This window comes from Acinetobacter sp. V91_7 (assembly GCF_031799075.1).
Classification (GTDB): domain Bacteria; phylum Pseudomonadota; class Gammaproteobacteria; order Pseudomonadales; family Moraxellaceae; genus Acinetobacter; species Acinetobacter calcoaceticus.
The window spans coordinates 37,425-63,043 of record NZ_JAVQNT010000031.1 but is presented as its reverse complement, the minus strand read 5'-3'; the positions used below and the strand labels follow the sequence as shown (position 1 = coordinate 63,043).

Annotated in this window: 21 protein-coding genes; 12 read left to right on the top strand and 9 right to left on the bottom strand. The window is 40.0% G+C overall.

The annotated features are described in order from the left end of the window. The first annotated feature begins 7 nt into the window (after window positions 1-7). From RMB03_RS06720 to phnX, 6 genes are all read left to right on the top strand, one after another. The gene (locus tag RMB03_RS06720) at window positions 8-1,045 is read left to right on the top strand and encodes a putative 2-aminoethylphosphonate ABC transporter substrate-binding protein (RefSeq protein ID WP_311074835.1); all 1,038 of its coding nucleotides are present in this window, start codon (window positions 8-10) and stop codon (window positions 1,043-1,045) included. 22 nt (window positions 1,046-1,067) lie between these two features. Then, entirely contained in the window at window positions 1,068-2,270 is a 1,203-nt protein-coding gene (locus RMB03_RS06715) for an ATP-binding cassette domain-containing protein (RefSeq protein WP_311074833.1), read from the top strand. Next, window positions 2,264-3,973 carry a putative 2-aminoethylphosphonate ABC transporter permease subunit gene (locus tag RMB03_RS06710; RefSeq protein WP_311074831.1) on the top strand — a complete coding sequence of 570 codons (1,710 nt, stop codon included), beginning with the start codon at window positions 2,264-2,266 and terminating at the stop codon, window positions 3,971-3,973. The genes RMB03_RS06715 and RMB03_RS06710 overlap by 7 nt, the downstream gene beginning before the upstream one ends. A 101-nt stretch (window positions 3,974-4,074) precedes the next feature. Then, window positions 4,075-5,229, top strand: coding sequence for a TIGR03364 family FAD-dependent oxidoreductase (locus RMB03_RS06705; RefSeq protein ID WP_311074829.1), 1,155 nt, complete (start codon window positions 4,075-4,077; stop codon window positions 5,227-5,229). A gap of 26 nt (window positions 5,230-5,255) precedes the next feature. Next, complete coding sequence (gene phnW, locus RMB03_RS06700; RefSeq protein ID WP_311075403.1) at window positions 5,256-6,443, top strand: 2-aminoethylphosphonate--pyruvate transaminase; 1,188 nt, start codon at window positions 5,256-5,258, stop codon at window positions 6,441-6,443. Window positions 6,444-6,479: 36 nt separating this feature from the next. Then, window positions 6,480-7,295, top strand: a complete 816-nt coding sequence (gene phnX / locus RMB03_RS06695) for a phosphonoacetaldehyde hydrolase (protein ID WP_311074826.1) — start codon at window positions 6,480-6,482, stop codon at window positions 7,293-7,295. A gap of 217 nt (window positions 7,296-7,512) precedes the next feature. Here phnX and RMB03_RS06690 read toward each other — a convergent pair whose 3' ends face one another. Then, a complete protein-coding gene (locus RMB03_RS06690; RefSeq protein ID WP_311074825.1) occupies window positions 7,513-8,763 on the bottom strand; it encodes an MFS transporter in 1,251 nt (416 codons plus the stop codon). 62 nt (window positions 8,764-8,825) lie between these two features. After that, a complete protein-coding gene (locus RMB03_RS06685; protein ID WP_311074823.1) occupies window positions 8,826-9,977 on the bottom strand; it encodes an acyl-CoA dehydrogenase family protein in 1,152 nt (383 codons plus the stop codon). A gap of 331 nt (window positions 9,978-10,308) precedes the next feature. Between RMB03_RS06685 and RMB03_RS06680 the strand changes: the two genes are divergently transcribed. Together RMB03_RS06680 and RMB03_RS06675 are read left to right on the top strand one after the other, a co-directional pair. Further along, window positions 10,309-11,526: a CaiB/BaiF CoA-transferase family protein gene (locus RMB03_RS06680; RefSeq protein ID WP_311074821.1), complete on the top strand. Its 1,218-nt coding sequence runs from the start codon at window positions 10,309-10,311 to the stop codon at window positions 11,524-11,526. Between the two features lie 187 nt (window positions 11,527-11,713). Then, window positions 11,714-12,559, top strand: coding sequence for an IclR family transcriptional regulator (locus RMB03_RS06675; RefSeq protein WP_017389939.1), 846 nt, complete (start codon window positions 11,714-11,716; stop codon window positions 12,557-12,559). Window positions 12,560-12,629: 70 nt separating this feature from the next. Here the strand turns inward: RMB03_RS06675 and RMB03_RS06670 are convergent, their stop codons facing one another. Beyond that, on the bottom strand, window positions 12,630-13,439 hold the full coding sequence (locus RMB03_RS06670; RefSeq protein ID WP_231763391.1) for an enoyl-CoA hydratase: 810 nt from the start codon (window positions 13,437-13,439) through the stop codon (window positions 12,630-12,632). 287 nt (window positions 13,440-13,726) lie between these two features. Between RMB03_RS06670 and RMB03_RS06665 the strand changes: the two genes are divergently transcribed. After that, a complete protein-coding gene (locus tag RMB03_RS06665) occupies window positions 13,727-14,698 on the top strand; it encodes a nitronate monooxygenase family protein (RefSeq protein ID WP_004642382.1) in 972 nt (323 codons plus the stop codon). Between the two features lie 72 nt (window positions 14,699-14,770). Here RMB03_RS06665 and RMB03_RS06660 read toward each other — a convergent pair whose 3' ends face one another. The 6 genes from RMB03_RS06660 to RMB03_RS06635 form a co-directional block, all read right to left on the bottom strand. Next, the gene (locus RMB03_RS06660) at window positions 14,771-15,943 is read right to left on the bottom strand and encodes an MFS transporter (protein ID WP_311074818.1); all 1,173 of its coding nucleotides are present in this window, start codon (window positions 15,941-15,943) and stop codon (window positions 14,771-14,773) included. Window positions 15,944-16,007: 64 nt separating this feature from the next. Then, window positions 16,008-16,850: an IclR family transcriptional regulator gene (locus RMB03_RS06655; RefSeq protein WP_004642385.1), complete on the bottom strand. Its 843-nt coding sequence runs from the start codon at window positions 16,848-16,850 to the stop codon at window positions 16,008-16,010. Between the two features lie 107 nt (window positions 16,851-16,957). Then, a complete protein-coding gene (locus tag RMB03_RS06650; protein WP_311074813.1) occupies window positions 16,958-18,163 on the bottom strand; it encodes a 3-oxoadipyl-CoA thiolase in 1,206 nt (401 codons plus the stop codon). A 20-nt stretch (window positions 18,164-18,183) separates the two neighbouring features. Beyond that, the gene (locus tag RMB03_RS06645; RefSeq protein WP_311074811.1) at window positions 18,184-19,701 is read right to left on the bottom strand and encodes a 3-hydroxyacyl-CoA dehydrogenase; all 1,518 of its coding nucleotides are present in this window, start codon (window positions 19,699-19,701) and stop codon (window positions 18,184-18,186) included. Between the two features lie 61 nt (window positions 19,702-19,762). Then, window positions 19,763-20,524 carry an SDR family oxidoreductase gene (locus tag RMB03_RS06640; protein WP_205469470.1) on the bottom strand — a complete coding sequence of 254 codons (762 nt, stop codon included), beginning with the start codon at window positions 20,522-20,524 and terminating at the stop codon, window positions 19,763-19,765. A gap of 29 nt (window positions 20,525-20,553) precedes the next feature. Continuing rightward, window positions 20,554-21,342, bottom strand: coding sequence for an enoyl-CoA hydratase (locus tag RMB03_RS06635; protein WP_311074806.1), 789 nt, complete (start codon window positions 21,340-21,342; stop codon window positions 20,554-20,556). Window positions 21,343-21,653: 311 nt separating this feature from the next. On the opposite strand from RMB03_RS06635, the gene RMB03_RS06630 reads away from it, so the two are divergent. From RMB03_RS06630 to RMB03_RS06620, 3 genes are all read left to right on the top strand, one after another. Next, the gene (locus tag RMB03_RS06630) at window positions 21,654-22,808 is read left to right on the top strand and encodes an acyl-CoA dehydrogenase family protein (RefSeq protein ID WP_003651134.1); all 1,155 of its coding nucleotides are present in this window, start codon (window positions 21,654-21,656) and stop codon (window positions 22,806-22,808) included. Window positions 22,809-22,865: 57 nt separating this feature from the next. Then, on the top strand, window positions 22,866-24,152 hold the full coding sequence (locus RMB03_RS06625) for an MFS transporter (RefSeq protein WP_311074803.1): 1,287 nt from the start codon (window positions 22,866-22,868) through the stop codon (window positions 24,150-24,152). A 181-nt stretch (window positions 24,153-24,333) separates the two neighbouring features. Then, the gene (locus tag RMB03_RS06620; RefSeq protein ID WP_270902257.1) at window positions 24,334-25,611 is read left to right on the top strand and encodes an MFS transporter; all 1,278 of its coding nucleotides are present in this window, start codon (window positions 24,334-24,336) and stop codon (window positions 25,609-25,611) included. The last annotated feature ends 8 nt before the right edge of the window (window positions 25,612-25,619 follow it).

Sequence of the window (25,619 nt, the reverse complement as noted above, 5' to 3'; positions counted from 1 at the left end):
TTTGCAGATGAAACAGTATGTTCAACAGACAATTAAACTTGGCACTGCATCAGTTTTAGGTGTAGTGGTCGCTATTCAAATGGGATGTTCATCAGCAACATCAAAACAATCAGAAGAAATTACAGTCTATACGGCAGTGGAAGCCGACCAACTTAAGCAATACCAAGAAGAATTACACAAAGCCTATCCTGAACTCAAAGTAAAATGGGTACGAGATTCAACAGGTGTGATCACCGCTAAACTTTTGGCAGAGCAGAAGAATCCTCAAGCGGATGTGGTTTTTGGTGTGGCTTTAACCAGCTTACTGGTCATGGAAAAGAAAGACATGCTTGAGCCTTTCAAACCTGAAGGTGTGCAAAATTTAAAACCAGAATTTGTAAGTCAAAAACCTGTACCGACTTGGACGGGTATGGATGCATGGGAATCTGCAATCTGTGTAAATAAAGTCGAATTAGAAAAGCGTAAGTTACCGATTCCAAAAACTTGGAAAGATTTAACCAACCCCATTTATAAAAACCTGATTGTGATGCCAAATCCAGCTTCGAGTGGTACAGGCTATTTAGATGTCACGGCTTGGATGCAAATTTGGGGCGAAAAGCAGGCATGGGACTATATGCAAGCTTTAGATAAAAACATTTCACAATATCCTCATTCGGGTTCAAAACCTTGCAAGATGGCAGCACAGGGTGAAATCCCAATTGGAATTTCTTTCGGCTATCCGGCATTTAAATTAAAAGTAGAGGGTGCACCTTTAGAAGTGGTTTATCCAACTGAAGGTTTAGGCTGGGAAATGGAAGCCTCAGCAATTGTGAAAGGAACCAAGAAATTAAATAGCGCACAAAAATTTATAAATTGGTCGGTAAGCAAAGTGGCAAACGAAGCTTATGCACATAACTTTTCAATGGTGGCCTACAAAGGCATTGAAAATACCATTATGGACTTCCCGAAAAATCTTCCTCAAATGCTCGTGAAAAATGATTTTTATTGGGCGGCCGAGCAGCGTGAACGTATTTTGGCTGAATGGTCAAAGCGTTTTGAAAAGTGATCTTTTGGATAAGGGCCTCATTATGCAAATTCCTTCGTCATTGCAGTCATCGCTGCTAGGTCAAAACCAAAAGGCCGAGTTAGCAGGGCATTTATTGTCGACATTAACGACCTATAAATATCCTGAACATGGCCCCTCAGTTTTAGAAGTGGTGGATATCCAAAAAAAGTTCCAACACTTTCAGGCCCTAACGCATATTAATTTAGACCTTAAAGCTGGCGAGTTCGTGAGCTTTTTAGGGCCTTCTGGATGCGGTAAAACCACATTGCTACGCATAATTGCGGGTCTAGAAAAACCTGATTATGGAAAAGTCATAAAAAAGGGCGCAGACATTACGTTGCTCAGTGCTGAAAAGCGTCACTGCGGCATTGTGTTTCAGAACTATGCGTTATTTCCAAACTTAAATGTGGAAGAAAATATCGCTTTTGGCTTAGACAAAAAGAAATGGGATAAGGCACAGCGTAGTCAACGAGTTCAGCAATTATTAGAACTGATTGAATTACCCGATATTGCTAAAAAATATCCCAACCAATTGTCGGGCGGGCAGCAGCAACGTGTTGCGCTTGCTCGGGCAATTGCGCCGAAGCCTGATATTTTACTGTTGGATGAACCATTGTCTGCACTCGATGCTCAGGTACGTCTAAACCTAAGACAAAAGATCCGTTCTATTCAATCGCAGCTTAATTTGCCAACCATTATGGTTACACACGATCAAGAAGAAGCATTAAGCATTTCTGACCGTGTTGTAGTCATGAATCATGGTGTTATTGAGCAAATTGATACACCGCACAATATTTACTACAAGCCACAAACCCAATTCGTTGCTAAGTTTATTGGTACGATGAACTTTTTGACCGCCACTTGTTCGGTAGTTAATCAGCTCGAGGTTTTAGGTTTTATTCCTTTAAAATTGGAGCAGCAAAAACTTAAAGCAGGGCAAAACTACAGCATTGGTTTCAGACCGGAAGCTGTCGAGTTGGTTGATGATTTTGGTAATGATAAAGAGTCGTTGTATTTGCCAGTTAAAGTATTAAGCACTGAATTTTTAGGCGCAAAACGCCGTTTGTTTTGCACTATTCATATTGATGGAATTGAGCAGGCAAAACACCTTTTGCAAATTGAAATTGAAAATACCAAGTTCAAATCTTTGCAAGAACTCATGTTTATAAAAGTGCCTAATCAGCTCATTCATGTCTTTGACGAACAAGGGTATGCACTATGTTAAATGAAACTGCTTCAGCGGTTTTAAAAGCACAGCCGCGTCGAAAAACTGAATATTCATTAAGATCAAATATTGCTTTGGCTACGGTCGCAATCGCTTTGACTTTAGCGATTATTGCTCCTTTAATGATGCTGTTTGAAACAGCATTTTTTGATGAAAATCAAAATTTTGTTGGTCTGGGAAATTTTTATAACTATTTTGCAAGTCCAGCTTTACTCAGCTCTGTATTTAATTCGGCGTGGGTTGCTTGTGTTGCTACTGTCATTACAGTATTTCTTGCCAGTATTTATGCTTTTGCCCTCACCAATGTAAATATAAAAGGCAAAGGCTTCTTTAAAGTGGTCGCTTTTTTACCCATTTTAGCGCCGTCACTTTTGCCTTCTTTGGCATTGGTTTATTTGTTCGGTAAGCAAGGTGTGTTTAAACCTTTGCTGGGCGATATACAAATTTATGGTCCAATCGGTATTTTAATCAGTTACTGCTTTTGGCTATTTCCAGCAATTTTGATGCTGATGATGGTGTCTTTTCGCAGTGTCGATCAGCGTTTAATTGAGGCATCTTTGTCGCTGGGTAAAAATATCTGGAAGACGCATTATCACGTCACACTACCTTCAATTCGATATGGACTCATCAGCGCAAGTCTGGTGGCCTTTATTTATGTGTTGACCGATTTTGGTATTCCAAAAGTCATTGGTGGTTCATTTAACATGATAGCGCTTGATGTCTATAAGCAGATTATTGGTCAGCAAAACATGAGCATGGGTGCGGTAATTTCCATCTTATTGTTGTTACCAGCAGTGTTCGTGTTCATTTTCGATCGTATTCAAAGCAAACGCCATGCACGTTTTCAAGCTTTTCAGGCTAAACCTTATATCTCAGCATCGAACAAAAAACTTGAAGTCGTTCTGAGCTTATTTTGTGGTTTGGTTTCAGGTGCGATTTTACTAATTATCTTTACGGCAGTGCTGGCTTCATTCATTCAGTCTTGGCCTTATGATTTGTCTTTGACCTTAGCACATTACAGTTTTGAATATGTCGATGGCGGCGGTTGGGCAGCGTACTTTAACTCGGTTCGCATGGCACTCTTTAGTACGGTTTTTGGAACAGCACTGATTTTTATGGTGGCACTATTAACCGAACGTTTTAAGGCACATCCACTTATTAAAAATTATGTCCAAGCTTTGGTTTTATTCCCCCTTGCTGTACCAGGGTTGGTTCTAGGTATTGCTTATATTTTGTTTTTTAACCAGCAAAGTAACCCGTTAAATGTGCTGTATGGAACCATGACCATTTTGGTGATTTCAACCATTGTGCATTATTACACCGTGCCACACCTCACTTTAACCAATGCCATTAAACAGATTCCTTTACAGCTCGATCAGGCAGCAGAAACTTTAGGAACATCGAAGTGGAAAACCTTTTGGAAAGTCTATTTGCCCATGTGTTTTCCAGCGCTATGCGATGTGTCGGTCTATGTTTTTGTGAATGCAATGACCACTGTGTCGGCTGCCATTTTCCTCTATTCACCAGACACAAGTTTAGCTGCGGTAGCTGTTTTAAATATGGATGATGCGGGAGACACGGTTGCTGCTGTTGCGATGAGCATTTTGATTTTGACGACCTCATGCGTTGTAAAACTCATTCACTGGTTATTTACCAGAAAAATTATGGCAAGAAGTCAGCAATGGCGTGAAAGTTCTCACTAAGTTTTAGCTAAACACAATTTTTCTTTAACCGACTGAAACGAAACGCTTTGTTCAACAAGGCAAGGGTTTGTTCATCTTAAATTTCGCAAATTGGAAGTCTTATGAATAACGCAAAGTTTGATTTAATTGTTGTCGGCGCCGGTATTTTAGGTTTATCCGCTGCCATACAGGCGCAAGAACAAGGTTTAAAAGTCTGTATCTTTGAGAAAAATGCTCAACCTGTGGGCGCAACTCGTCGTAATTTCGGTATGGTCGGAACATCGACCTTAACCCATCCAGAGCAACAGTGGCGAAAGTACGCGCTTGAAACGCGTTCTTTTTATCAACGCATTCAGGCTGAAACTGATATTTCATTTGCTCAAAGACAAGGTGTATATCTGGCAAACACTGCACTTGAATGGCAGGTTTTAAATGAGTTTGCCGAGCGTGCAAGTAACTATCAAATACCTGTGCATTTACGAAGTCATGATGAGCTGGTCACCCAATTTTCTTATTTAAACCCCGAGCAGCAGTTTCAAGGTGGTTTGGTTTTTGAAGAAGATTATTCGGTCGAACCGCATGTGGTTGGGCAGCGACTATTGGCATATGCCGAAAGAAAAGGCGTAGAGATTTATACTAATGCCTGTGTTGTTCAAACCCAATATCAGCAGGAAAGTTGTCAGGTTCGCTTGGCAAGTGGTGAGACTTATCGGGCAAATAAAGTTTTGATCTGCCACGGTGAAATCATCGATGTTTTATATCCAGATCTCTTACAAAGTTTAAATCTGAAACGTTGTGGCTTACAAATGGCCCTGACTCAACAGTTTCACCAAAAATTAAATGCTTCTCTTTATTCAGGCTTATCTATTTCACGTTATCCAGCTTTTGAAATTTGCCCAAGTCATCATGAGCTAGTTAAAGCATCACAACAGGGTTTCATTAAAGAATTCGGTATTCATATTCTGATTAAACAAAACGAATTTGGCGAACTGATCGTGGGCGATAGTCACGAATACCATTCAATTAATGAAGCGCCTCAGTTCGAGCAGCGTGAAGAGATTAATGAGTTTATTCAAACGTACTGCCACGAAAAACTAGGGCTGACTTTACCTCCAATTCAAAAACGTTGGAATGGTTATTACCTAACCCATGAACATGAGTTGGCCTGTGTCACTGAAGCCGAAAAAAATATCTTTCTGGTGAGTGCGATTGCTGGCAAAGGCATGACCACAGGGGCCGGATTTATGAAAGAAGTATTAGAACAAAATATTTACTAGTTTGTCATCTGGTTTAAACCAGATTGGTGTATATTGAAATTAACGCAAAAGAAATGAGTAACATTATGAACATGCAAACCCAACTCGATATGGATTTAGAGAACAAGTATTTGCTTCTTACTCCAGGACCATTATCAACATCGGCAACAGTACGTCGTGCCATGCAAAAAGACTGGTGTACTTGGGACCAAGAATACAACTCGCTGGTACAAGATATTCGTAATCGACTGGTCAACTTGGCAACCAGCCAACCTGAAAAATATACGGCTGTGTTAATGCAAGGCAGTGGTAGTTTTGCAGTGGAGTCTGTGCTTGGTTCAGCTATTCCGTGTGATGGCAAAATCTTAATTATTAATAACGGCGCATACGGTGCACGTATGGTGCAAATGGCACACTGCCTAAATATTGAAGTTGTAGAGCTGAATTATTTAGAAACCCAGACACCAGATTTACAAGAGATTGAGCGTGTTTTAGAAGATAAAACCATTAGCCACGTTGCTTGTGTGCATTGTGAAACCACCACAGGAATTTTAAACCCAATTCAAGACATTGGTCGTTTGGTTAAAGCAGCAGGAAAAATCTGGATTGTAGATGCCATGAGTTCATTTGGTGGTGTACCAATGGATATGGCTGAGCTTGAAATTGATTTTCTGATTTCAAGTGCAAATAAATGTATTCAAGGTGTTCCGGGCTTTGGCTTTATTTTGGCAAAGCGTGATTGCCTAGAAGCATGTAAAGGCTTGGCTCGTTCGGTCAGCCTCGATTTGTATGATCAGTGGAACACGATGGAGCAGTATAACGGTAAATGGCGTTTTACCTCGCCAACCCATGTGGTACGTGCTTTTTATCAAGCATTGCTTGAGCTTGAGGCAGAGGGCGGAGTAGCTGCACGTTATCAACGTTATTTACAAAACCAGCAAACCTTATCTCAAGGTATGCAAGAGCTTGGTTTTGAATTGGTATTAGGCAATCAAGCACCCCAATCACCAATTATCACGACATTCCTTTACCCGACAGTTGAAACATTTAGCTTTCAGTCATTTTACGAAACTTTGAAAAAATCAGGCTACGTGATTTATCCGGGCAAAGTTACCGACCTTAACTGCTTCCGTATTGGCAATATTGGCGAAGTTTATATTCATGACATTGAAGGACTCCTTGCTGCGATTGCCAGCTACTGTGAAAACCATCTAAATCAAGCTGTAACAGCATAACTTTTATTAAAACATTTGAATTAAAGGGAATACACCATGACGACCAACAATACACAAATTCAGGCTGTGGTTTTTGACTGGGCTGGTACAACTGTTGATTTTGGATCACGCGCACCGATTTTGGCTTTTATGGCTTTATTTAAAGACAATAAAATTGAAATTACGGTCGAAGAAGCGCGTGCCCCAATGGGTTTAGAAAAACGTGAGCATATTGCTGCTGTTTTAAAAATGCCACGTGTAGCTACTGCATGGCAAAAAGTATATGGTCAGGCGGCAACTGAAGCAGATATTGATCGTTTATATAAAGATTTTATTCCTTATCAATTAAAATCGATTCCAACATGTTCTGCTTTAATTCCGGGCGCATTAGAAACGTTTGAAAATATTAAAAAGCGTGGTGCAAAAATTGGGAGTAACACGGGTTATGCATCTATGATGATTGGTCGTTTGGTCAAAGATGCTGCCGATCAGGGTTATCGACCGGACTGTATCGTTACGGCAAGTGACGTGAAATTTGGTCGTCCATATCCTGAAATGTTATGGAAAAACTTAATTCAACTCGATGTTTCTGACATCAAAACTGTTGTAAAAGTAGATGATACCGTGGTGGGTATTGACGAAGGTTTAAACGCAGGGTGCTGGACAGTAGGACTTGCGATTAGTGGTAATGAAGTCGGTTTAAGCTATGAAGAGTGGAGTTCGCTATCGGCTGATGAACAGATTATCCTAAAAGATAAGGCATACCAAAAAATGAATGCGTCGGGCGCTCATTATGTGATTGATAGTGTCGCTGACTTGCCAAATGTTTTAGATGATATTGAACGCCGCTTGGGACAGGGTGAACGACCTTAAACAAATGTTTAGGTAAATATATCTTTTTAAGCTTAGCTCCCTTGGGAGCTAAGCTTACCTAAAAAATTAAAATGAAGAGTAATAAACTCTACATATGTGGAAATAAGGAATAACTTTGAGTAGTAAATTCCTTATTTCCGGCTAACGATTTAAAACACATGTTTCGATCGTTAGCACCATCAACCAGATAGGCATATGACCTATGTGATAGATCTTCTTATGACTTTTGAGGGTCATATAATTTTTCTTTAATGAATAGGGTGGGGATTACACCACAAATCAGATAGGCAGCGCCCATTACAACAAAACCTAAACCAATAGAACCACCAGATGCTAAGAAGCCAATTGTGGCAGGTGCAAGGGCTGCTCCAAGACGACCAACATTATAAGCACCGCCAATTGCTGTACCGCGGATGGCTGTCGCAAAACTTTCAGTCATATAGGTTGCATTTACGCCGTAAGGAATACCGTATAAGAAACCGAAGGTAACGAGTAAATATAAAATATTGCTTGGAGAGTTATAAAAAACAATAAGTGGTAAGAAAATAGCAGTACCAATCGCACCAAAGGCATAGGTAAAACGACGACCTAGTTTATCTGCCATCATGCCGGCAAGTACTTTACCTAAAATCATGGCGGTATAAGTACCGACCATATAGGCAGTCATTTCTTTAAACTTCATACCTAACTCACTTTCTAGGTAAGAAGGCATCCAGTTATTTACGCCATAGTAGCCAAACTGTAAGAAACCTGCGGTTAATGCCCAAAGGATAAACATATTACGGTTCTGTTTATCTTGGAAAATAAGTTTAAACGCCGAAGTTTTCGATGCGTTTTGAGCCGCAACAGGTTGTTGTAAACGGGATTGTTGCCATGCTTGTGGTTCTGGTACGAAAATATGCATTAAAACGGCAATAATGACGGGAATAATCGCAACGTAAAACAGCATGCGCCAGCCATGATCTGGAATAATCCAACCTGCAAGTAATGTTGCAACAATATATCCAACCGTCCAACCCGCTTGTAAAGTTCCGAGTACGGTTGTGCGGTAACGTGTCGGGACATATTCGGCCATCAATGTATTACACGCAATGTAGAGCGAGCCAAGTCCAAGTGATGCAAAAAATCTTAAAATACCGAATTGAAGAAAGCTCTGAGTAAAACCTAAGCCACAGGTGAGGAGTGAGAAAATTAAAATAGAAATAACAACAATGCGGACGCGACCAAATTTATCGCATGCCCAACCACCAAAAATTCCACCAACAGCCATACCTGCTAAAGTAAAACTACCGAGCATGCCGGCTTGTACCGAACTTAATCCAAAATCTGCCTTAATACTATTTAAGCTATAAGACAGCAGCATCAAATCTGCACCATCAACCAATAGTGCTAGAAATGCAAAAATAAATGCTATTTTCCAAGTATGGGGTTGTATACGTGAAAGACCTTCTTTGTAATTTGTAGCCATAATCCATTACCTACATTTGATTGAAAGCACTTCAAGTCGTTTTTAAAGTGCTTAAAATTTGATTAAGACGCAGCGCGAATCATGTTTCGGGCAATAATCACTTGTTGAATTTGAGTGGTCCCTTCATAGAGGCGGAACAAGCGAACATCTCGATAAAAACGTTCAATCGCATATTCACTGATATAGCCCGCACCGCCGTGAATTTGTACGCAGCGATCAGCGACTCGACCACACATTTCGGTTGCAAACATTTTTGAGCATGAGGCCTCGGTACTTACGTTTTGTCCTGCATCACGTAGGCGTGCGGCGTCTAACACCATGCATCTGGCTGCATAAATCTCGGCTTTTGAGTCAGCAAGCATGGCTTGAATAAGTTGGAATTCGGCAATGGGTTGCCCAAATTGTTTACGTTCGATGGCGTACTTTAAAGAGTCGTCTAGCATTCTTGTCGCGGCCCCAACACTTAAAGCCGCGATATGCAAACGGCCTTTATCCAGCACTTTCATGGCGGTTTTAAAACCAACGCCTTCAACTCCACCAATGAGTGCTGAAGCAGGAATACGGCAATTTTCAAAAATCACATCACAAGTGTGAGCGCCTTTTTGCCCCATTTTTTTATCGTGTTTGCCAAGAGAAATACCTGGGGTTTGGCTGTCGACAATAAAAGCAGAAATACCACCAGCACCCTTAATATCAGAACTTGTGCGTGCCATTACTGTAAATACGCCAGCATGAGGGGCATTGGTAATAAAGCGTTTGGTGCCATTTAAAATATAAAAGTCGCCATCTTTTACTGCACTAGTCTTTAAAGATGCAGCATCAGAACCAGCATCTGGTTCAGTTAAGCAAAAAGAACTGATTACTTCACCGCGAGCTAAACGTGGCAAGAAAAATGATTTTTGAGTTTCAGTACCGTCAATAATGAGACCACTTGAACCAATGCCATTATTGGTACCAATAAGAGAGCGAAAAGCAGGAGAAGTACGCCCTAATTCAAAAGCAACATAGACTTCTTCTTCCATTGTAAGTCCAAGGCCTTCGTACTCTTCTGGAATGGTTAAACCGAATAAGCCCAGCGCTTTCATTTGCTCAATAATATCTTGAGGAATTTCATCCGTTTCAGCGACTTCATTCTCATGAGGAATTAATACACCTTCAACAAATTGTCGAATCATATCAACAAGTTGATCTAAGGTTTCCTGATCTCGAATCATAGTCTCATCCTTTTACTACATGCTAAGAACATCAATTCGATGTTCGTAAAATCATCAATATTTGAAGCGATAGTAATCAAAGGATGAACGCAAAACAATATATTTTGAAAATTAATTTCGCAATGCGATATATTGTTGTTAGTATTTGATTGGCTAATTTATTGATTTATTTAAGCTATATTTTCTTATAAAAATTCATCATTTTTAGTGGAAAATTAAAGTTTGATTTTTAAAATGAGGTGTGTATATTAAAAATATATATCGCTATGCGAAATTTTAAATGGATAAATTTTCCTATAGGAAATGAATCACCAGATAGAGTGGGATGAAGATGGGTGCTTTAAATGGAATTCGGGTGCTTGACTTAAGTCGGGTATTGGCTGGGCCTTGGTGTGGACAGACGCTGGCCGATTTAGGTGCAGAGGTCATCAAAATTGAAAGACCCAAAGTCGGTGACGATACTCGTTCGTGGGGACCACCTTGGATGAAGGATGACTCAGGGTTTGATACTCAAGAGGCTGCTTATTATCAGTCTACAAACCGCAATAAACTATCGGTTGCCATCGATATTGCCAGCCCAGATGGTCAAGAATTGATTAAAGCTTTAATTCAAGACACAGATGTGGTGATTGAGAACTATAAAGCGGGTTCTTTGAAAAAATATGGTTTAGATTACGAGTCTTTATCTGCAATTAACCCGAAATTGGTGTATTGCTCGATTACAGGTTTTGGTCAAACTGGCCCGAGAGCGGAAGAACCTGGTTATGACTTTATTATTCAGGGAATGGGCGGACTGATGTCAGTCACAGGCGAGCGTGATGATTTACCAGGCGGTGGTCCACAAAAAGTAGGGGTGGCCTTTTCTGATTTAGCTACAGGACTTTATTCTACGATAGCCATTCAAGCTGCTTTACTTAACCGTCATGTGACGGGTTTAGGACAATACATTGACATGGCTTTGCTTGATGTCCAAATTGCGACTATGGCAAATCAGGGAATGAATTATCTCTCATCAGGTAATATCCCTAAGCGTTATGGCAATGCACACGCCAATATTGTGCCTTACCAAGTATTCAAAGCCTCTGATCGTGATTTTATTATCGCGTGTGGAAATGACACCCAGTTTATTCAGCTCTGTAGAAGTATTGGGTTACCCGATTTACCCAATGATGCGCGTTTTGCCCGAAATGCAGACCGAATTAAACACCGTGATGAAATTATCGAAATTTTATCAAACCATTTCTTAACTAAAACTGCAGATGAATGGGTAGATGCGATTTATGCTGCTAAAGTTCCGGTAGGGGTAATCAATAACTTGGAACAAGCTTTTCAAGAGCCACAAGTGTTTGCCCGAGAAATGTTGGTCGAGATGAATCACCCGCAACGTGAAAAATTGAAGGTAATTGGCTCGCCAATCAAACTTTCAAGAACACCTGTTGAGTACAAAACAGCTCCTCCTTTATTGGGTGAACATACGCAAGTGGTTTTAGGTCGAATCGTTTCTCTGGAAAAATTAGATGAGCTTAAGAAAAAAGGCGTGATTGCGTAAGCTGGCCTGAAAGCGAAGGGTTAAAATTATTTTTAAAATTAGAAAATAAAATATTTAGCCTTTCGCTTGAATGGTTTAAATCAAGTTATATTTTAGATGCAGACTAGGACGTTTGCTTTTTTGCTATTTATAGAAAAAATAGATTATAATTTTCGCAGTGCGAAACAAAATGTGGATTGGTATAGATATGAATGATGCAGTAGATGCAGAGCAAACAGAAAAATTATTAGCGCCTTTGAGACATGAATTATTACATCCGATTCAAGACATGCAGGATGAAAATGATCGCCAATTTATTACTGCATTAGCCCGTGGTTTAGAGCTCTTACGTTGTTTTACCCCAAAACATCAGCATTTAGGAAACCAAGAACTCGCACAAATGACGGGTTTACCTAAGCCAACCATTACTCGTCTAACGCACACTTTGTCTCGTTTGGGTTATATCAAACAAGTCCCAAATTCGAGCAAATTTCAACTTTCAGTTGGGGTTCTTGCCTTTGGTTACTCGATGCTTTCTAACGTGTCGATTCGTTCTATTGCTCATCCATATATGAAAAATCTGGCAGACTATGCTGGTGCTGCGGTCGCAATGGCAACACGTGATCGACTCAATATGATTTATCTTGACGTGGTACAAGGTAAAGGAAATATGACCATGCGCCGTCAGGTCGGCACTTATTTACCCATTCATTTAAGTTCGATGGGACGTGCATGTTTAGCTGCAATGCCTGAAGATGAAAGAGAGTTTTTGCTTGATGCGATTCGTACCAAGCACAAAGAAGACTGGATCAAGATTAATCGTGATTTAGACAAAGCTTTTAAAGATTACCAAGATTTTGGATATTGTTTTTCAATTGGCGAATGGCATAAAGATGTGAATTCAGTTGCAGTTCCACTGATTCATGAACAACATGGTTTGCTGGTGTTCAACTGTGGTGGTCCAAGTTTTATTATGAACCGAGAAAAACTTGAAGAAGATATTGCACCACGTCTCTTACATATGGTGAATAACATTCGTACTGAGATTAGTTAACTGTACTGAATTAAAAAATCAAAAAGGCCAGCAAAGATATTGATTGCTGGCCTTTTTCATAAGTTGTATTTCAAATGACGTGCTTATGAAAATTAGGTTTTCTTTTTTCTTTGAAGGCGCTTAGGGCTTCTTTAAATTCTTCACCTTGCAAACAATGAGAAAAAATAGTCGACTCATGATCAATACGATTTAATAGATCATCAATAGGCATATCTCTTAATAATTTTTTGCTGAGCTGTAAAGCTTGACTTGGTTTATTTGCGAGTTTGGTTGCCGTATCTTCAACAAATTGATGAAGCTCGTTTTCTTCGCATACGTTATTTACTAAACCATAATTTTTAGCTTGTTGCGCCGAAAATTTCTCGCCCAGTAAAATAATTTCAGAAGCTCGAGCGAACCCTAATAATCTCGGTAAGATATAACTAGAACCTGCTTCAGGCACAAGTCCGAGATTCACAAAAGGAAACTGAAAAATAGAGTTTTGACTTGCATATACGAGGTCACAATGTAAAAGCATGGTGCTGCCAATGCCAATTGCCACACCATTTACCTTGGCAATAATCGGCTTTGGAAACGTTGCTAAGCTTTTTAGAAACACAATTGAAGAGGGTGGTTCGGTACTGGTTGTATTACGTGTTTCGAATGCATTTACATCATTGCCACTGGTAAATGCAGACCCTTCGCCTGTGAGTATAACAACATGAACTTCTTGATTGATTGCTGACTCATCTAATGCCTGACTGAGTGCAGAATACATTTCATAATTAATCGCATTCTTTTTGGTGGGATTGCTCATCGTTAGTGTGAGTATATTTTTATCTAAATGTTGCTTAATCACACCTATTGTCAATTTATTTTGACTCATATCATCCTGCTGCATCATTCATTCCTTTTGTTTAACTATTTGAAAAATATTCGCTTTATTGTTGATTCAAACCAAATATTCTTAGACAGATTTGAAATTAAAACTTTAAATTAATAAGATGATCCTATCGAAAATAAATTCCATTATCAATTAATTTGTTTTATATTGTGGTATAAAATTTTGTATTGCGAAATTTTAAGCTTTGTAAGTTTAGAAATGTTTACAGGATTTATTGGTAATAAAGTACCTAGACATGCTAAGGAAATCAGAAGCTAGGTATATAAAAAGTGAGTGGAAATAATATGAAGACGAAAATTACAGAATTATTTGAAATCGAGCACCCGATTATTCAAGGCGGTATGCATTATGTCGGTTTTGCGGAGCTTGCTGCTGCGGTTTCAAATGCAGGTGGATTAGGCATTATTACTGGCCTGACTCAAAGAACACCTGAAAATCTAGCAAAAGAAATTGCGCGCTGTCGAGAAATGACTGATAAACCTTTTGGCGTAAATTTAACTTTCTTGCCTACCGTAAATACACCTGATTATCCGGGTTTTGTAGAAGCAATTATTAAGGGTGGAGTAAAAGTTGTAGAAACAGCGGGTCGTAATCCTGAACAGGTCATGCCTTATTTAAAGGCTGCTGGAATTAAAGTTATTCATAAATGTACATCTGTTCGACATAGCTTAAAAGCCCAGCAAATTGGATGCGATGCAGTTTCTGTAGATGGTTTTGAGTGTGGTGGGCACCCTGGTGAAGATGATGTACCGAATATGATTCTATTGCCTTTAGCAGCTGATGCATTAGAAATTCCATTTGTTGCTTCAGGAGGGATGGCGGATGGACGTTCACTCGCGGCAGCTTTAGCCATGGGGGCAGATGGAATTAATATGGGAACACGTTTTATTGCAACTCAAGAAGCCCCAGTACACGCAAATGTGAAACAGGCAATTCTGAATGCAACTGAAAGAGATACCCGTTTAATTATGCGAGCTTTACGCAACACCGAGCGCGTGCTGAATAATGTGGCCGTTGAAAAAATTGTAGCGAAAGAAAAAGCGCTTGGCGACAACATTAAATTTGAAGATATTATTGAAGAGGTTGCAGGGGTTTATCCTAAAGTCATGATAGATGGCGATGTAAATGCCGGAGCATGGTCATGTGGGTTAGTTGCAAGTTTAATTCATGATATTCCGACCTGTGATGAATTGGTCAGCCGAATTGTCAAAGATGCAGAAGATATTATTCGTGGACGTTTATTAGGGCTTTTATAAAATTTAACTTTAGCTCATAACGTTTATTACGAAATTATTGAAAGTTATTCGTTTAAGATCAGTACAAGCTTGCTAGTTGTGCTGATCTTTTGCATCGGCGATACAATAATAAAGACAAAAGACGGCAAAAATTAAGCCTAAAATACAGACACCCGTCCAACCAAAATGTTTCCAAGCGTAGCTTCCAGCTGTGGTGCCTAAAGCTCCACCTGCAAAATAACCAGTCATATAAATCGCATTAAAACGCGAACGTAATTCTTGATTGAGCTTAAATACAATACTTTGATTGGTGACATGAACTGCGGAAAGTGAAGCGTATAGAATGAGTAAGGCAATAATATAAAAGATGAAATGGTAGGGTAAAAGTGAAAAAAGAATCCAACTTAGAATAAGCCCCACGCCGCAATAAATTGAAATTTTGTGGATATACCCTTGGTCAATAAATTTGCCTGAAAAATTGGCAACGAACGTTCCTAAAACACCAACAAAACCGAAAAGCCCAATCGTAAAGTCACTAAAAAAATAGGGAGCGGGAGCCAAAAGTAATGACATGGTAGTAAAGGTTAAACTTACACAGGCAAATGTAAAACCACCAATATAAGTTCTAATTCTTAAACGTCGTTTTTGGATAAAAATTTGTGGAAGTGAGCGGATGGTTTTCGCATAGTTTTCAGATTTGGTGGGTGGGAACAATCCAATACTACGGTGCAAAATAATGGCGATGACTAGTAATAAAAAGCCACTGACCAGATAAATCACATTCCATGCAAAAAGCGTAGACATTAGACCTGATAGGGAGCGAGCGAGTAAAACCCCCATCATGAGACCACTCAGTAAAAAACCAACAACACGACCACTTTGTTGAATGGGAACCAGACTTGCGGCGAGAGGTAATAGAAGCTGAGCTGAACTGGAAAATAGACCGGTAATGATTGTACCTAGTAAGAGCAGATAAATATTATGTGAAAAACCACTAATAATTAATCCACTTGCAGCCAGTAACATAAAGGTGAAGAGCAGTTTACGCTTTTCTAAAATGTCTCCTAATGGCATTAAAAAGAGTAAGCCACAAGCATAGGTAATCTGGGCTAAAGTAGGCACCCATGCCGTGGTGGTTTCGGTTAAATTTAAGCTTAAACTAATCGAATGAATAAGTGGTTGGCTAAAATAATTTCCGCCTGTACAGATGCCTGCTGCAATAGCCATTAAAATAATGGTTGGGGTATAGAGTGCGTTTTTCATCATGCCTATTGTCATAATGAAAGAGGAACTTTAACCATCACAACCATTACTTTTCTAAGTACGGTTGTCAGTGCGTTTCATTCAAAGCATCTTGAATATTGTGCACCATATGGATTAAACGTGGTCCAATTTCACCTTCAAGTTTTTCCGGATTTAAATGGAAACTTGGCGCACCACAGTTAAAGACATAAAGACCGTGTTTAGAGCTGACTAATGGTACAGCGACCGAGTTCACTTCTTTATGCCATTCACCTAAAGACAAACAATATCCGTAATCTTGATAATCACGGAAAGCTCGTTCTAAAGAGCGTTTGATGGCAGGCCAGTTTTCAGCGTTCTTTTGTTTAAGCGCATCAAGTAAAAAATTACGTTCACGTTCAGGGGTCGCCGCTAAGCATGCTCTTCCCATTGAACTACTATGAAGTGGCAAAGTTGAGCCAATTGGACGGCGCATATTTAATGCAGTTTCAATTTGTACCACATCGATATACACCATATTTAATCGGTCACGTGTTGCCATTGCCACTGGGGCTTGCACATGTTGACTCATCTCTTCCATATATTGATGAGCAATAGTACGGATAGAAATATTCGACAATGCTGCATATCCTAAAGATAAAACACCAATGTCTAGGGTATATTTGGTCGAATTAGGCAATTGTTTTAAATAACCTAATGACACAAGGGTATTGGTAATACGTGCAATAGTCGGTTTAGGTAAACCTGTCATTTTTGCAAGTTCTTGATTTCCAAGTACCTGATTGTTTGCAGAAAAGCAGCGTAAAAGTTCTAAACCACGCGCTAAAGAAGCGATAAATTGAGGGTTATTTTCCCGATGAATATGTGAAATAGGATCTAGGCGTATCTCATCAAAATTTATTGGTTGTTCAGTTTTTGAATTCTGAGACATTCGATCCTCAAATATAATAAAGCAAAGTTTTGCTATTATATTTCGCTCTGCAAAATAAATCCATTCATCACTGCGCTGTTGTGATGAATGGATATCTGGTTTGGTAATTATGAAACGTTTTCAATCACCATAGCGAGGCCTTGACCCACACCAATACATAGGCTTACGACAGCATATTTCTTTTTACGACGAATGAGTTCGCGTGCCACAGTTAAAGCAAGACGGGCACCAGAAGCACCAAGTGGATGACCAATAGCAATCGCACCGCCATTTGGATTTACGCGTGGATCATTAAAATCAACATTTAAGCCTTTTAAGCAAGACAACACTTGTGATGCAAAAGCTTCATTAATTTCAATAATATCCATGTCCTCTAAAGTCAGCCCTGCACGTGCAACTGCCTTTTTAATGGCTTCGATAGGGCCGGCCCCCATAATACGGGGTTCAATACCCGCTGCTGCTGCTGACAATATTTTTGCCATAGGCTTTAAGCCATATTTTTGACCTGCGGCTTCTGAACCAATCAGGAGTGCCGCAGCGCCGTCATTAATGCCTGAAGCGTTCCCAGCAGTCACTACACCACCTTCAAACAATGGTTTTAATTTCGTAAGTGCTTCAACAGTCGAGCTTGGGCGAGGGTGTTCATCTTCAGAAACCAGTTTTGGTGGAAGCTTTTTGCCTTGGAAAACCTCAATTGGGGTGATTTCACCCGCAAAGAAACCTTCTTCTTTGGCTTTTTGATATTTGGCTTGTGACTGAGCTGCAAATAAATCGGCTTGCTCTCGTGTAATACCAAAGTCGGCAGCAACATTATCGCCCGTTTCAGGCATTGAATGACCGCCGTACTGGGCAATAATTTTTTTATTCGGAAAACGAGAGCCAATCGTGGTGTCATAAATTTTAGCATCACGGCTATAAGCACTTTCGGCTTTACCCATCACAAAGGGTGCACGTGACATACTTTCTACGCCACCTGCAATATATAACTCACCTTCACCACAAGTAATGGCACGCGCAGAGTCAATTACCGCACCTAAACCACTGGCACATAAACGGTTTACGGTTTGACCGGGTACAGTTACGGGTAAACCTGCAAGTAAAAGTGCGTTTCTCGCAACATTACGGCTATCTTCACCTGCTTGGTTGGTATCACCCAAAATTACATCTTCAATATCAGCACCCGGAACACCAGTTTTTTCAAGTAACTTTTGAATGACTGTCGCTGCTAAATCATCTGGACGAATTGAGGCAAGTTCACCTGCATGGCGACCAATTGGGCTACGTAAACCATCATAGATATAAGCATTTAACATTGAGAAATTCCTTTTCAAGACTAATGAGTAAAAGTGAGAGGTAAATTAAGCGCGACGCGACGTTGTAACCATGGGCTAGGGCGATAGCGCGGGTCATGGGTAAGTGCTGTTATACGGTTGAGAATGAGTAAGATTTTTTGACTACCGACTTGGTCGCCCCACTCGATTGGGCCAAATGGATAGCCTAGGCCAAGACGTACTGCCGCATTAATATCATCTACTGTTGCAATATTTTGCTGGGCAATATCACAGCCTAAATTAATGACCATGGCTAAAACACGCTGAGCAACAAAGCCGATACTTTCAGCAATCATGCTGACCGTATTTCCATCTAAATTGAAAATAGAGTGAGCTGCCTGACGGTAGTCAGCTTTTGTGACAAGTGAAGGCATTAATGTGCGATGTTTTGCAATGCCATATAACATGTCTATAGCAACAGCTTGCTCAGGATTAACGCCTAGGCGTATAGCTGCTTGAGTTGTGTCTTCGCCGTAACAGGCGAGTAAACATAAACTGTCTGATTGTGGTGCAGAGCCAGTATCTAAGGCAATATTTTGCTGAGTTAAATAATCTTCAAGCTGTGTTTTATCTTCAGAGAAATCTGCTGCTACCCAAACTTTTGGATATTGTGCTAAACGGTCTACAAACTTGGCGGGTTGTTCACCTGTTTTTGAACCGGTTTCATAATTATAAAAACCTTGATTAACCTTGCGTCCGAGTTGTTTAGCCTCCAACATTTGTTTGGTTAACGGGTTAGGTTTGTAGCGTGCTTCTTCATAGTATTGATGGTAAATCGACTCCATAACAGGATGAGAAACGTCAAGCCCCGTTAAATCCATTAGCTCGAAAGGTCCCATTCTAAAACCAACACCGTCACGTAAAATTCGGTCAATTTCACTAATGTCGCAGACATTTTCATTTAGAATTTTTAAAGCTTCAGTTCCGTAAGCTCGTCCAGCATGATTAATAATAAATCCTGGTGTGTCCTTCGCAACTACAGGGCGGTGGCCGAATGCACGAGACAAGCTATTTAAAGCATCAATAATAAGTGGATCTGTTTTTAAACCACGAATGACTTCGACCACTTTCATGAGTGGGACTGGGTTAAAAAAGTGATAACCCACAACACGCTCAGGCTTCTTGCAATTTGCCGCAATGGCTGTAATAGAAAGAGAAGAGGTGTTTGAGGCTAAAATAGTATTATCCGAAACAACCTCTTCAAGTTGTTGCATCAAACTTTGTTTGATATCCAGACGTTCAACAATAGCTTCAATAATCAAGTCGCAATCTTTTAAATCTTCAATTTGTTGCGCAACAATTAAATGATTATTTGCCGCTGCAGCTTGTTCAGCCGTAATTTTATTTTTGTCGACTAACTTTTGAAATGTGGCAGCAAGTTGTTCTTTTGCTTGTTCTGCTGCACCTGCCTTAGCATCATATAAATAAGTGGTATGTCCTGATTGTGCAGCAATTTGAGCAATACCACTGCCCATAATACCTACACCAATCACAGCCATGCTTTTAATATCATAAGTCATGTCGATCATCCTGATTATTGATCTGTATTTGAAATTAAGCGGATAAATAAGGGTGGGTGATTTAACTTAAGCATTGTTTATCACCATCAATTGGTAAGATCTGGCCTGAAATAGAACGACCACTATCTGAGGCTAAAAATAAGCATAAATCTGCGATATGTTTCGGATTTACAAAATATTTGAGCGACTGATTTTTAAGAGCATTTTGTGTGACCTTCTCAAGAGAACTTTGGGCTACATCTGCGCGGGCCTGTAGAACGCGTTGGACACGGTCACCATCAACAGCACCCGGAAGAATCGCGTTAACTCGAATATTATCTGCACCGAGTTCCATAGAAAGTGTTTTGGTAAAACCAATAAGTCCCCATTTTGAAGTGGAATACGCCAAACGATATGGATAGCCTAAGCGACCTGCAATTGATGACATATTAATAATGACACCAGCGCCGGATTGCTTTAACAAGGGAATCGCTAATTGAGTAATTAAAAAAGTACTATTCAGATTTAAATTAATCACCGTGTTCCAGTCATCAAAACTCAGTTCATCTGCGGCAATGGTTGGGCCTGAAATGCCTGTGTTGTTAACTAAAACATCAATATGGCCAAGTTTTGTTATCGCTTCGGCAAACATAAGCTTAATCTGCTCAGGCTCTGCTAAATCACATGCATATATGTGCAACTTTGGATAATCTTTCTGAAACTGTTCTAGACTTTGAGCATTAATATCACAAACGAAAACTTCATCATCGTTGTTTAAAAATGCTTCAGCAATGCAGCGTCCAATCCCTGAACCACCTGCACTAATAAATACTTTTTTAGCCATTTTCATTCCTTTGGTGTTGTCTATTTCAATTATTTACCTTGATACGAGGGTTTGCGTTTTTCAATAAAAGCTTGAACACCTTCATTTTTATCTTCGGTAGAGAACAGTAGTTGGAATGCTTTACGCTCTAGGGTTAGGCCAGCATTTAAAGGAACATCTTCACTCATGAGTGCAACTTCTTTAATTTGCTGCAAGGCGATAGGTGGCATTTTTGCTAGGCTTTGCGCCATTTGAATAGCGGTGGGAATAGTTTGATCGTCTTCTGTCACTTGTGAAACAAGCCCAATGATATAAGCTTCTTCAGCCTTCACCATGGCACCTGTCATAATCATGCGCATAGCATGAAATTTACCGACTGCACGAAACAAACGCTGTGTGCCACCAGCACCTGGCATTAAACCAACTTTAATTTCTGGCTGTCCAAAAACTGCACTTTTACCGGCAATAATAATGTCGGCATGCATTGCCAATTCACAGCCACCACCCAACGCATAGCCATTTACAGCCGCAATCACTGGTTTAGGGCACTGGGAAATTGCGTTCCAATAACGTTCAGTGTGACGTAATAGCATTTCTGTTGAAGTTGCTGTTGCCATTTCTTTTAAATCTGCACCCGCGGCAAAGACTTCATCGCCGCCAGTGAGTACAACCGCATTGATCTCATCGTTAAAACTTAATTTGGAAAAAATTTGTGCTAATTGCTTACGAACTTCACCGTTTAAGGCATTTTTAGCTTCTGGGCGGTTAATTTTTACAATCGCTATTTTTTGAATGGTGTAATCAACATCTACGAAATTATTCCCTATTTCTTTACTCATTTTTGCATTCCTTGTTTCGCATATCAAAACTATATTCCTTTTATGATGCGTATTTTGGAATTTATTTCAAGTCTTATTTATTTAAATAGAGCAATTGTGATCTCTTGAGGAGTGTAAGTGCTTGATATTGTGTATTGGTCTGTTTTTAAATTTCGTTTAACGAAATTAATTTTCAAAAAATCTTGAAATTTGTGTTTTCGTTCTCGTACTATGAAACAAATCCGCAGTAAACAAGATTTAAAACATGGTATCCAGACAAGCTGGAATTGGCTGATGGGTACGATGGAAATACATAAAAAGGGAGATCACAGATGATCCGTGATGAAGGGATGTTGGAACAATTACTTTCAACAATTCGAGATTTTGTAAAAAATGAATTGATCCCTCGTGAAAACGAAGTGGTAGAGAAAGATAAAATTCCGGATGACATTGTGCAGCAAATGCGTGAGCTTGGTTTGTTCGGACTCACAATTCCAGAAGAATATGGTGGCTTAGGTATCACCATGGAAGAAGAGGTAAGAGTCGCATTTGAACTTGGGCAAACCTCACCAGCTTTCCGTTCTTTAATTGGTACCAATAACGGAATTGGTTCAAGTGCAATTTTGATTGATGGCACAGAAGAGCAAAAGCAAAAATATTTACCACGTTATGCAAGTGGTGAAATTATAGGTTCATTTTGTTTAACTGAACCTGAGTCAGGGTCGGATGCAGCCTCTTTAAAAACCAGTGCAGTAAAAGATGGTGATTTTTATGTTCTAAATGGTACTAAGCGTTTTATTACCAATGCGCCTCATGCAGCTACTTTTACGGTAATGGCACGAACCAATCCGGAAATTAAAGGATCGGGTGGTATTTCAGCCTTTTTAGTAGAAGCCAACACCCCCGGCATTACTTTAGGGAAAATTGATCAAAAAATGGGACAAAAGGGTTCTCATACCTGTGATGTCATTTTTGAAAATTGCCGAGTACCTGCATCTGCACTTATTGGTGGCATTGAAGGTATTGGTTTTAAAACGGCCATGAAAGTGCTTGATAAAGGCCGTTTGCACATTGGGGCATATAGCGTCGGTGTTGCTGAGCGTATGTTAAATGATGCTCTTCACTATGCCATTGAACGCAAGCAATTTGGTCAGCCAATTGCTAACTTTCAGCTTATTCAAGCCATGCTCGCCGACTCAAAAGCCGAGATTTACGCTGCTAAATGTATGGTTTTAGATGCAGCTCGCCGTCGTGACAATGGTGAAAACATTAGTACTGAAGCATCTTGCGCAAAAATGTTTGCGACCGAAATGTGTGGTCGAGTGGCGGATCGCTGCGTACAAATTCACGGTGGGGCAGGTTATATCAGTGAATATGCCATTGAACGTTTTTATCGTGATGTGCGTTTGTTCCGCTTATATGAAGGAACTACGCAAGTTCAACAAATTATTATTGCCAAAAACATGATTAGGGAAGCTACAGCCTAATAAAAAATTAAATGCCATGAGGCATTGGATGCCTCATGTTCCTCTAAGGATATGGATATGACCACAGAAACACTGAAGCAGGAAGCAAGTCCTGAAGGGATTCAAACCCCTAAAAAGATTTGGATTACTGCATTTATCTTTGCCTTTCTTACCTTGTTATGTGATGGCGCAGATTTGGGTTTTCTCGCGCTCAGCTTAACCAGTTTAAAAACGGAGTTTCATTTAACGGGTGTACAGGCAGGTACTTTAGGAAGTTTAACACTTTTAGGTTCAGCAATTGGCGGTCTGATTGGTGGTTGGGCATGTGACCGTTTTGGACGCGTGCGCATTATTGTGTTTTTTATTGCTTATTCTTCAGTTTTAACCTGTGCACTTGGTTTTACTGATTCTTATATGCAGTTTGCCATTGTACGAGTCTTTGGCTCGATGGGGCTGGGTGCATTATATATTGCCTGTAATATTTTAATGTCAGAAATGGTGCCGACTAAACATCGTACCACCGTATTGGCAACCTTGATGACGGGTTATACCTTGGGTTCATTACTTGCAACCTTGTTAGCAGGTCATATTATTCCTGAGCACGGTTGGCGTTTTCTGTACTGGATTGCAATTACCCCTGTAGTGTTGTCGATTTTGATGCACTTCTGTGTGCCTGAACCTGCATCGTGGAAAAAATCACGTGAGTTGAAAGCATTGGCTACAACGACAGTCGATCCAACCCAAAAAGTGAAACGTCAGAATCCTTATCTTGAAATTTTAAAAGATAAAAAACACGGCACCATGTTTGTGTTGTGGATTATCAGTACAGGTGCATTACAGTTTGGTTATTACGGGGTAAGTAACTGGTTACCTGCTTATCTTGAATCTGATCTGGGGATCAAATTTAAAGAAATGGCGATGTATATGGTCGGTACCTTCCTGATTATGATGTTTGCCAAAGTAATTGCGGGCATTGTTGCGGATAAATTGGGTCGCCGTGCTGTGTTTGCCTTTGGAACCATTGGTACAGCACTGTTTATTCCTGTCATTGTTTATCTAAATACCCCAACCAATATTTTATGGATGATGCTGTTCTTCGGTTTCTTGTATGGCATTCCATACGCCATTAATGCCACCTATATGACTGAAAGCTTCCCGACTTCGATTCGTGGTTCTGCGGTTGGTGGTGCCTATAATATTGGCAAGGTTCTGTCGATTTTCTCTCCACTTACAATTGGTTATTTATCGCAAAGTGGTTCTATTGGTTTAGGGCTATTGGTGATGGCAGCTGCTTATTTTATCTGCGGTGTGATTCCACTGTTATTTATTAAAGACCGACTATTTAACCCACAAAAAGCTGATTAATTTAGCAGCGTTTCAGACTTGATCATGATCAGGTCTGAACCTAAGTCATGCACGGTTACCAGTTAATTTATTGCATGAAAAAAAATGATAAATAGAAAGATGGATGATTTTTATAAAAATATTCTCTTTCAAATAAATGAGCTTAGGAATACTCACTTTTATGTAATGGATAGGTAAAAATATGAAAATGGAAGCTGTAAGTACATTCCAAGACAATGAGGTTACTCAGACACCTAAAAAAGTCTGGGTTCTAGCCTTTATATTTTCATTTCTCACTTTACTTTGTGATGGTGCTGATGTTGGCATTCTAGCTTTTACTCTGACCAGTATTAAGGCTGAATTTGGTTTAACCACGATTCAGGCAGGTGCATTAGGCAGTTGGTCAATTTTTGGTATGGCGATTGGTGGACTGATTGGTGGCTGGGCAAGTGACCGTTTTGGACGAGTCCGCATTATTGTCATTTCAACAGCAGCATTTGCCATACTTTCTTGTATGACGGGGTTTGCACAATCCTATGGGCAACTCGCGATCTTAAGAATTATTACCTGTATGGGATTGGGTTGTCTTTACATCGGCTGTAATACTTTAATGTCTGAGATGGTGCCGACCAAATATCGTACAACGGTGTTAGCAACACTGATGACTGGTTATACCCTCGGTTCTTTAACGATTACAGGTCTATCAGGTTGGATTATTCCTGAATTTGGCTGGCGGATGCTGTATTTCATTACGATTATCCCGATTGTTTTGGCTGTTCTCATGTTCTTCTTTGTGCCTGAACCTGAGTCATGGAGAAAAGCCCGTGATTTAAAACTTGCTAACCCTGCTGTTGGCACTGCCAAAAAAGCTGAGAATCCGTATATCGCCCTATTTAAAGATAAAAAACACGGCAAGATGCTCATGCTTTGGTCATTTAGTTCTGGGTTCCTGATGTTTGGTTATTTGGGGGTGAGTAACTGGTTGCCTGCTTATCTAGAGTCCGAGTTAGGGATTAAATTTAAAGAAATGGCAATCTATATGATTGGAACATTTTTGACCATGATGTTTGCCAAAGTGCTTGCTGGTTTTGTAGCAGACCGTATTGGACGCCGAGTTGTTTTCGCCTTCGGTACGATTGGAACCGCACTGTTTATACCAGTGGTGGTGTATATGCATACGCCTGAAAACATTGGTTGGCTGATGCTGGTTTTTGGTTTCCTTTATGGTATTCCGTACGCTATTAACGCAACTTATTTAACCGAAAGCTTCCCAACCTCTATTCGAGGTACAGCAGTGGGTGGTGCATTTAATATTGGACGTATCGGAGCGATCTTTGCACCACTGACCATTGGTTATTTGGCAATGCATGGTTCCATTGGTGCAGGCTTATTACTGATGGGTATTGCATATTTTGTCTGTGGGCTTATCCCAACCTTATTTATTAAAGATCGTTTATACGATCCTCAAAAAGCTGAATAACTAAGGAG

Bases quoted from the DNA above. Each gene is read 5' to 3' on its own strand.
- RMB03_RS06720 (WP_311074835.1), top strand. From the start codon at position 8: ATGAAACAGTATGTTCAACAGACAATTAAACTTGGCACTGCATCAGTT.
- RMB03_RS06715 (WP_311074833.1), top strand. From the start codon at position 1,068: ATGCAAATTCCTTCGTCATTGCAGTCATCGCTGCTAGGTCAAAACCAA.
- RMB03_RS06710 (WP_311074831.1), top strand. From the start codon at position 2,264: ATGTTAAATGAAACTGCTTCAGCGGTTTTAAAAGCACAGCCGCGTCGA.
- RMB03_RS06705 (WP_311074829.1), top strand. From the start codon at position 4,075: ATGAATAACGCAAAGTTTGATTTAATTGTTGTCGGCGCCGGTATTTTA.
- phnX (WP_311074826.1), top strand. From the start codon at position 6,480: ATGACGACCAACAATACACAAATTCAGGCTGTGGTTTTTGACTGGGCT.
- RMB03_RS06690 (WP_311074825.1), bottom strand. From the start codon at position 8,763: ATGGCTACAAATTACAAAGAAGGTCTTTCACGTATACAACCCCATACT.
- RMB03_RS06685 (WP_311074823.1), bottom strand. From the start codon at position 9,977: ATGATTCGAGATCAGGAAACCTTAGATCAACTTGTTGATATGATTCGA.
- RMB03_RS06680 (WP_311074821.1), top strand. From the start codon at position 10,309: ATGGGTGCTTTAAATGGAATTCGGGTGCTTGACTTAAGTCGGGTATTG.
- RMB03_RS06675 (WP_017389939.1), top strand. From the start codon at position 11,714: ATGAATGATGCAGTAGATGCAGAGCAAACAGAAAAATTATTAGCGCCT.
- RMB03_RS06670 (WP_231763391.1), bottom strand. From the start codon at position 13,439: ATGCAGCAGGATGATATGAGTCAAAATAAATTGACAATAGGTGTGATT.
- RMB03_RS06665 (WP_004642382.1), top strand. From the start codon at position 13,727: ATGAAGACGAAAATTACAGAATTATTTGAAATCGAGCACCCGATTATT.
- RMB03_RS06660 (WP_311074818.1), bottom strand. From the start codon at position 15,943: ATGATGAAAAACGCACTCTATACCCCAACCATTATTTTAATGGCTATT.
- RMB03_RS06655 (WP_004642385.1), bottom strand. From the start codon at position 16,850: ATGTCTCAGAATTCAAAAACTGAACAACCAATAAATTTTGATGAGATA.
- RMB03_RS06650 (WP_311074813.1), bottom strand. From the start codon at position 18,163: ATGTTAAATGCTTATATCTATGATGGTTTACGTAGCCCAATTGGTCGC.
- RMB03_RS06645 (WP_311074811.1), bottom strand. From the start codon at position 19,701: ATGACTTATGATATTAAAAGCATGGCTGTGATTGGTGTAGGTATTATG.
- RMB03_RS06640 (WP_205469470.1), bottom strand. From the start codon at position 20,524: ATGGCTAAAAAAGTATTTATTAGTGCAGGTGGTTCAGGGATTGGACGC.
- RMB03_RS06635 (WP_311074806.1), bottom strand. From the start codon at position 21,342: ATGAGTAAAGAAATAGGGAATAATTTCGTAGATGTTGATTACACCATT.
- RMB03_RS06630 (WP_003651134.1), top strand. From the start codon at position 21,654: ATGATCCGTGATGAAGGGATGTTGGAACAATTACTTTCAACAATTCGA.
- RMB03_RS06625 (WP_311074803.1), top strand. From the start codon at position 22,866: ATGACCACAGAAACACTGAAGCAGGAAGCAAGTCCTGAAGGGATTCAA.
- RMB03_RS06620 (WP_270902257.1), top strand. From the start codon at position 24,334: ATGAAAATGGAAGCTGTAAGTACATTCCAAGACAATGAGGTTACTCAG.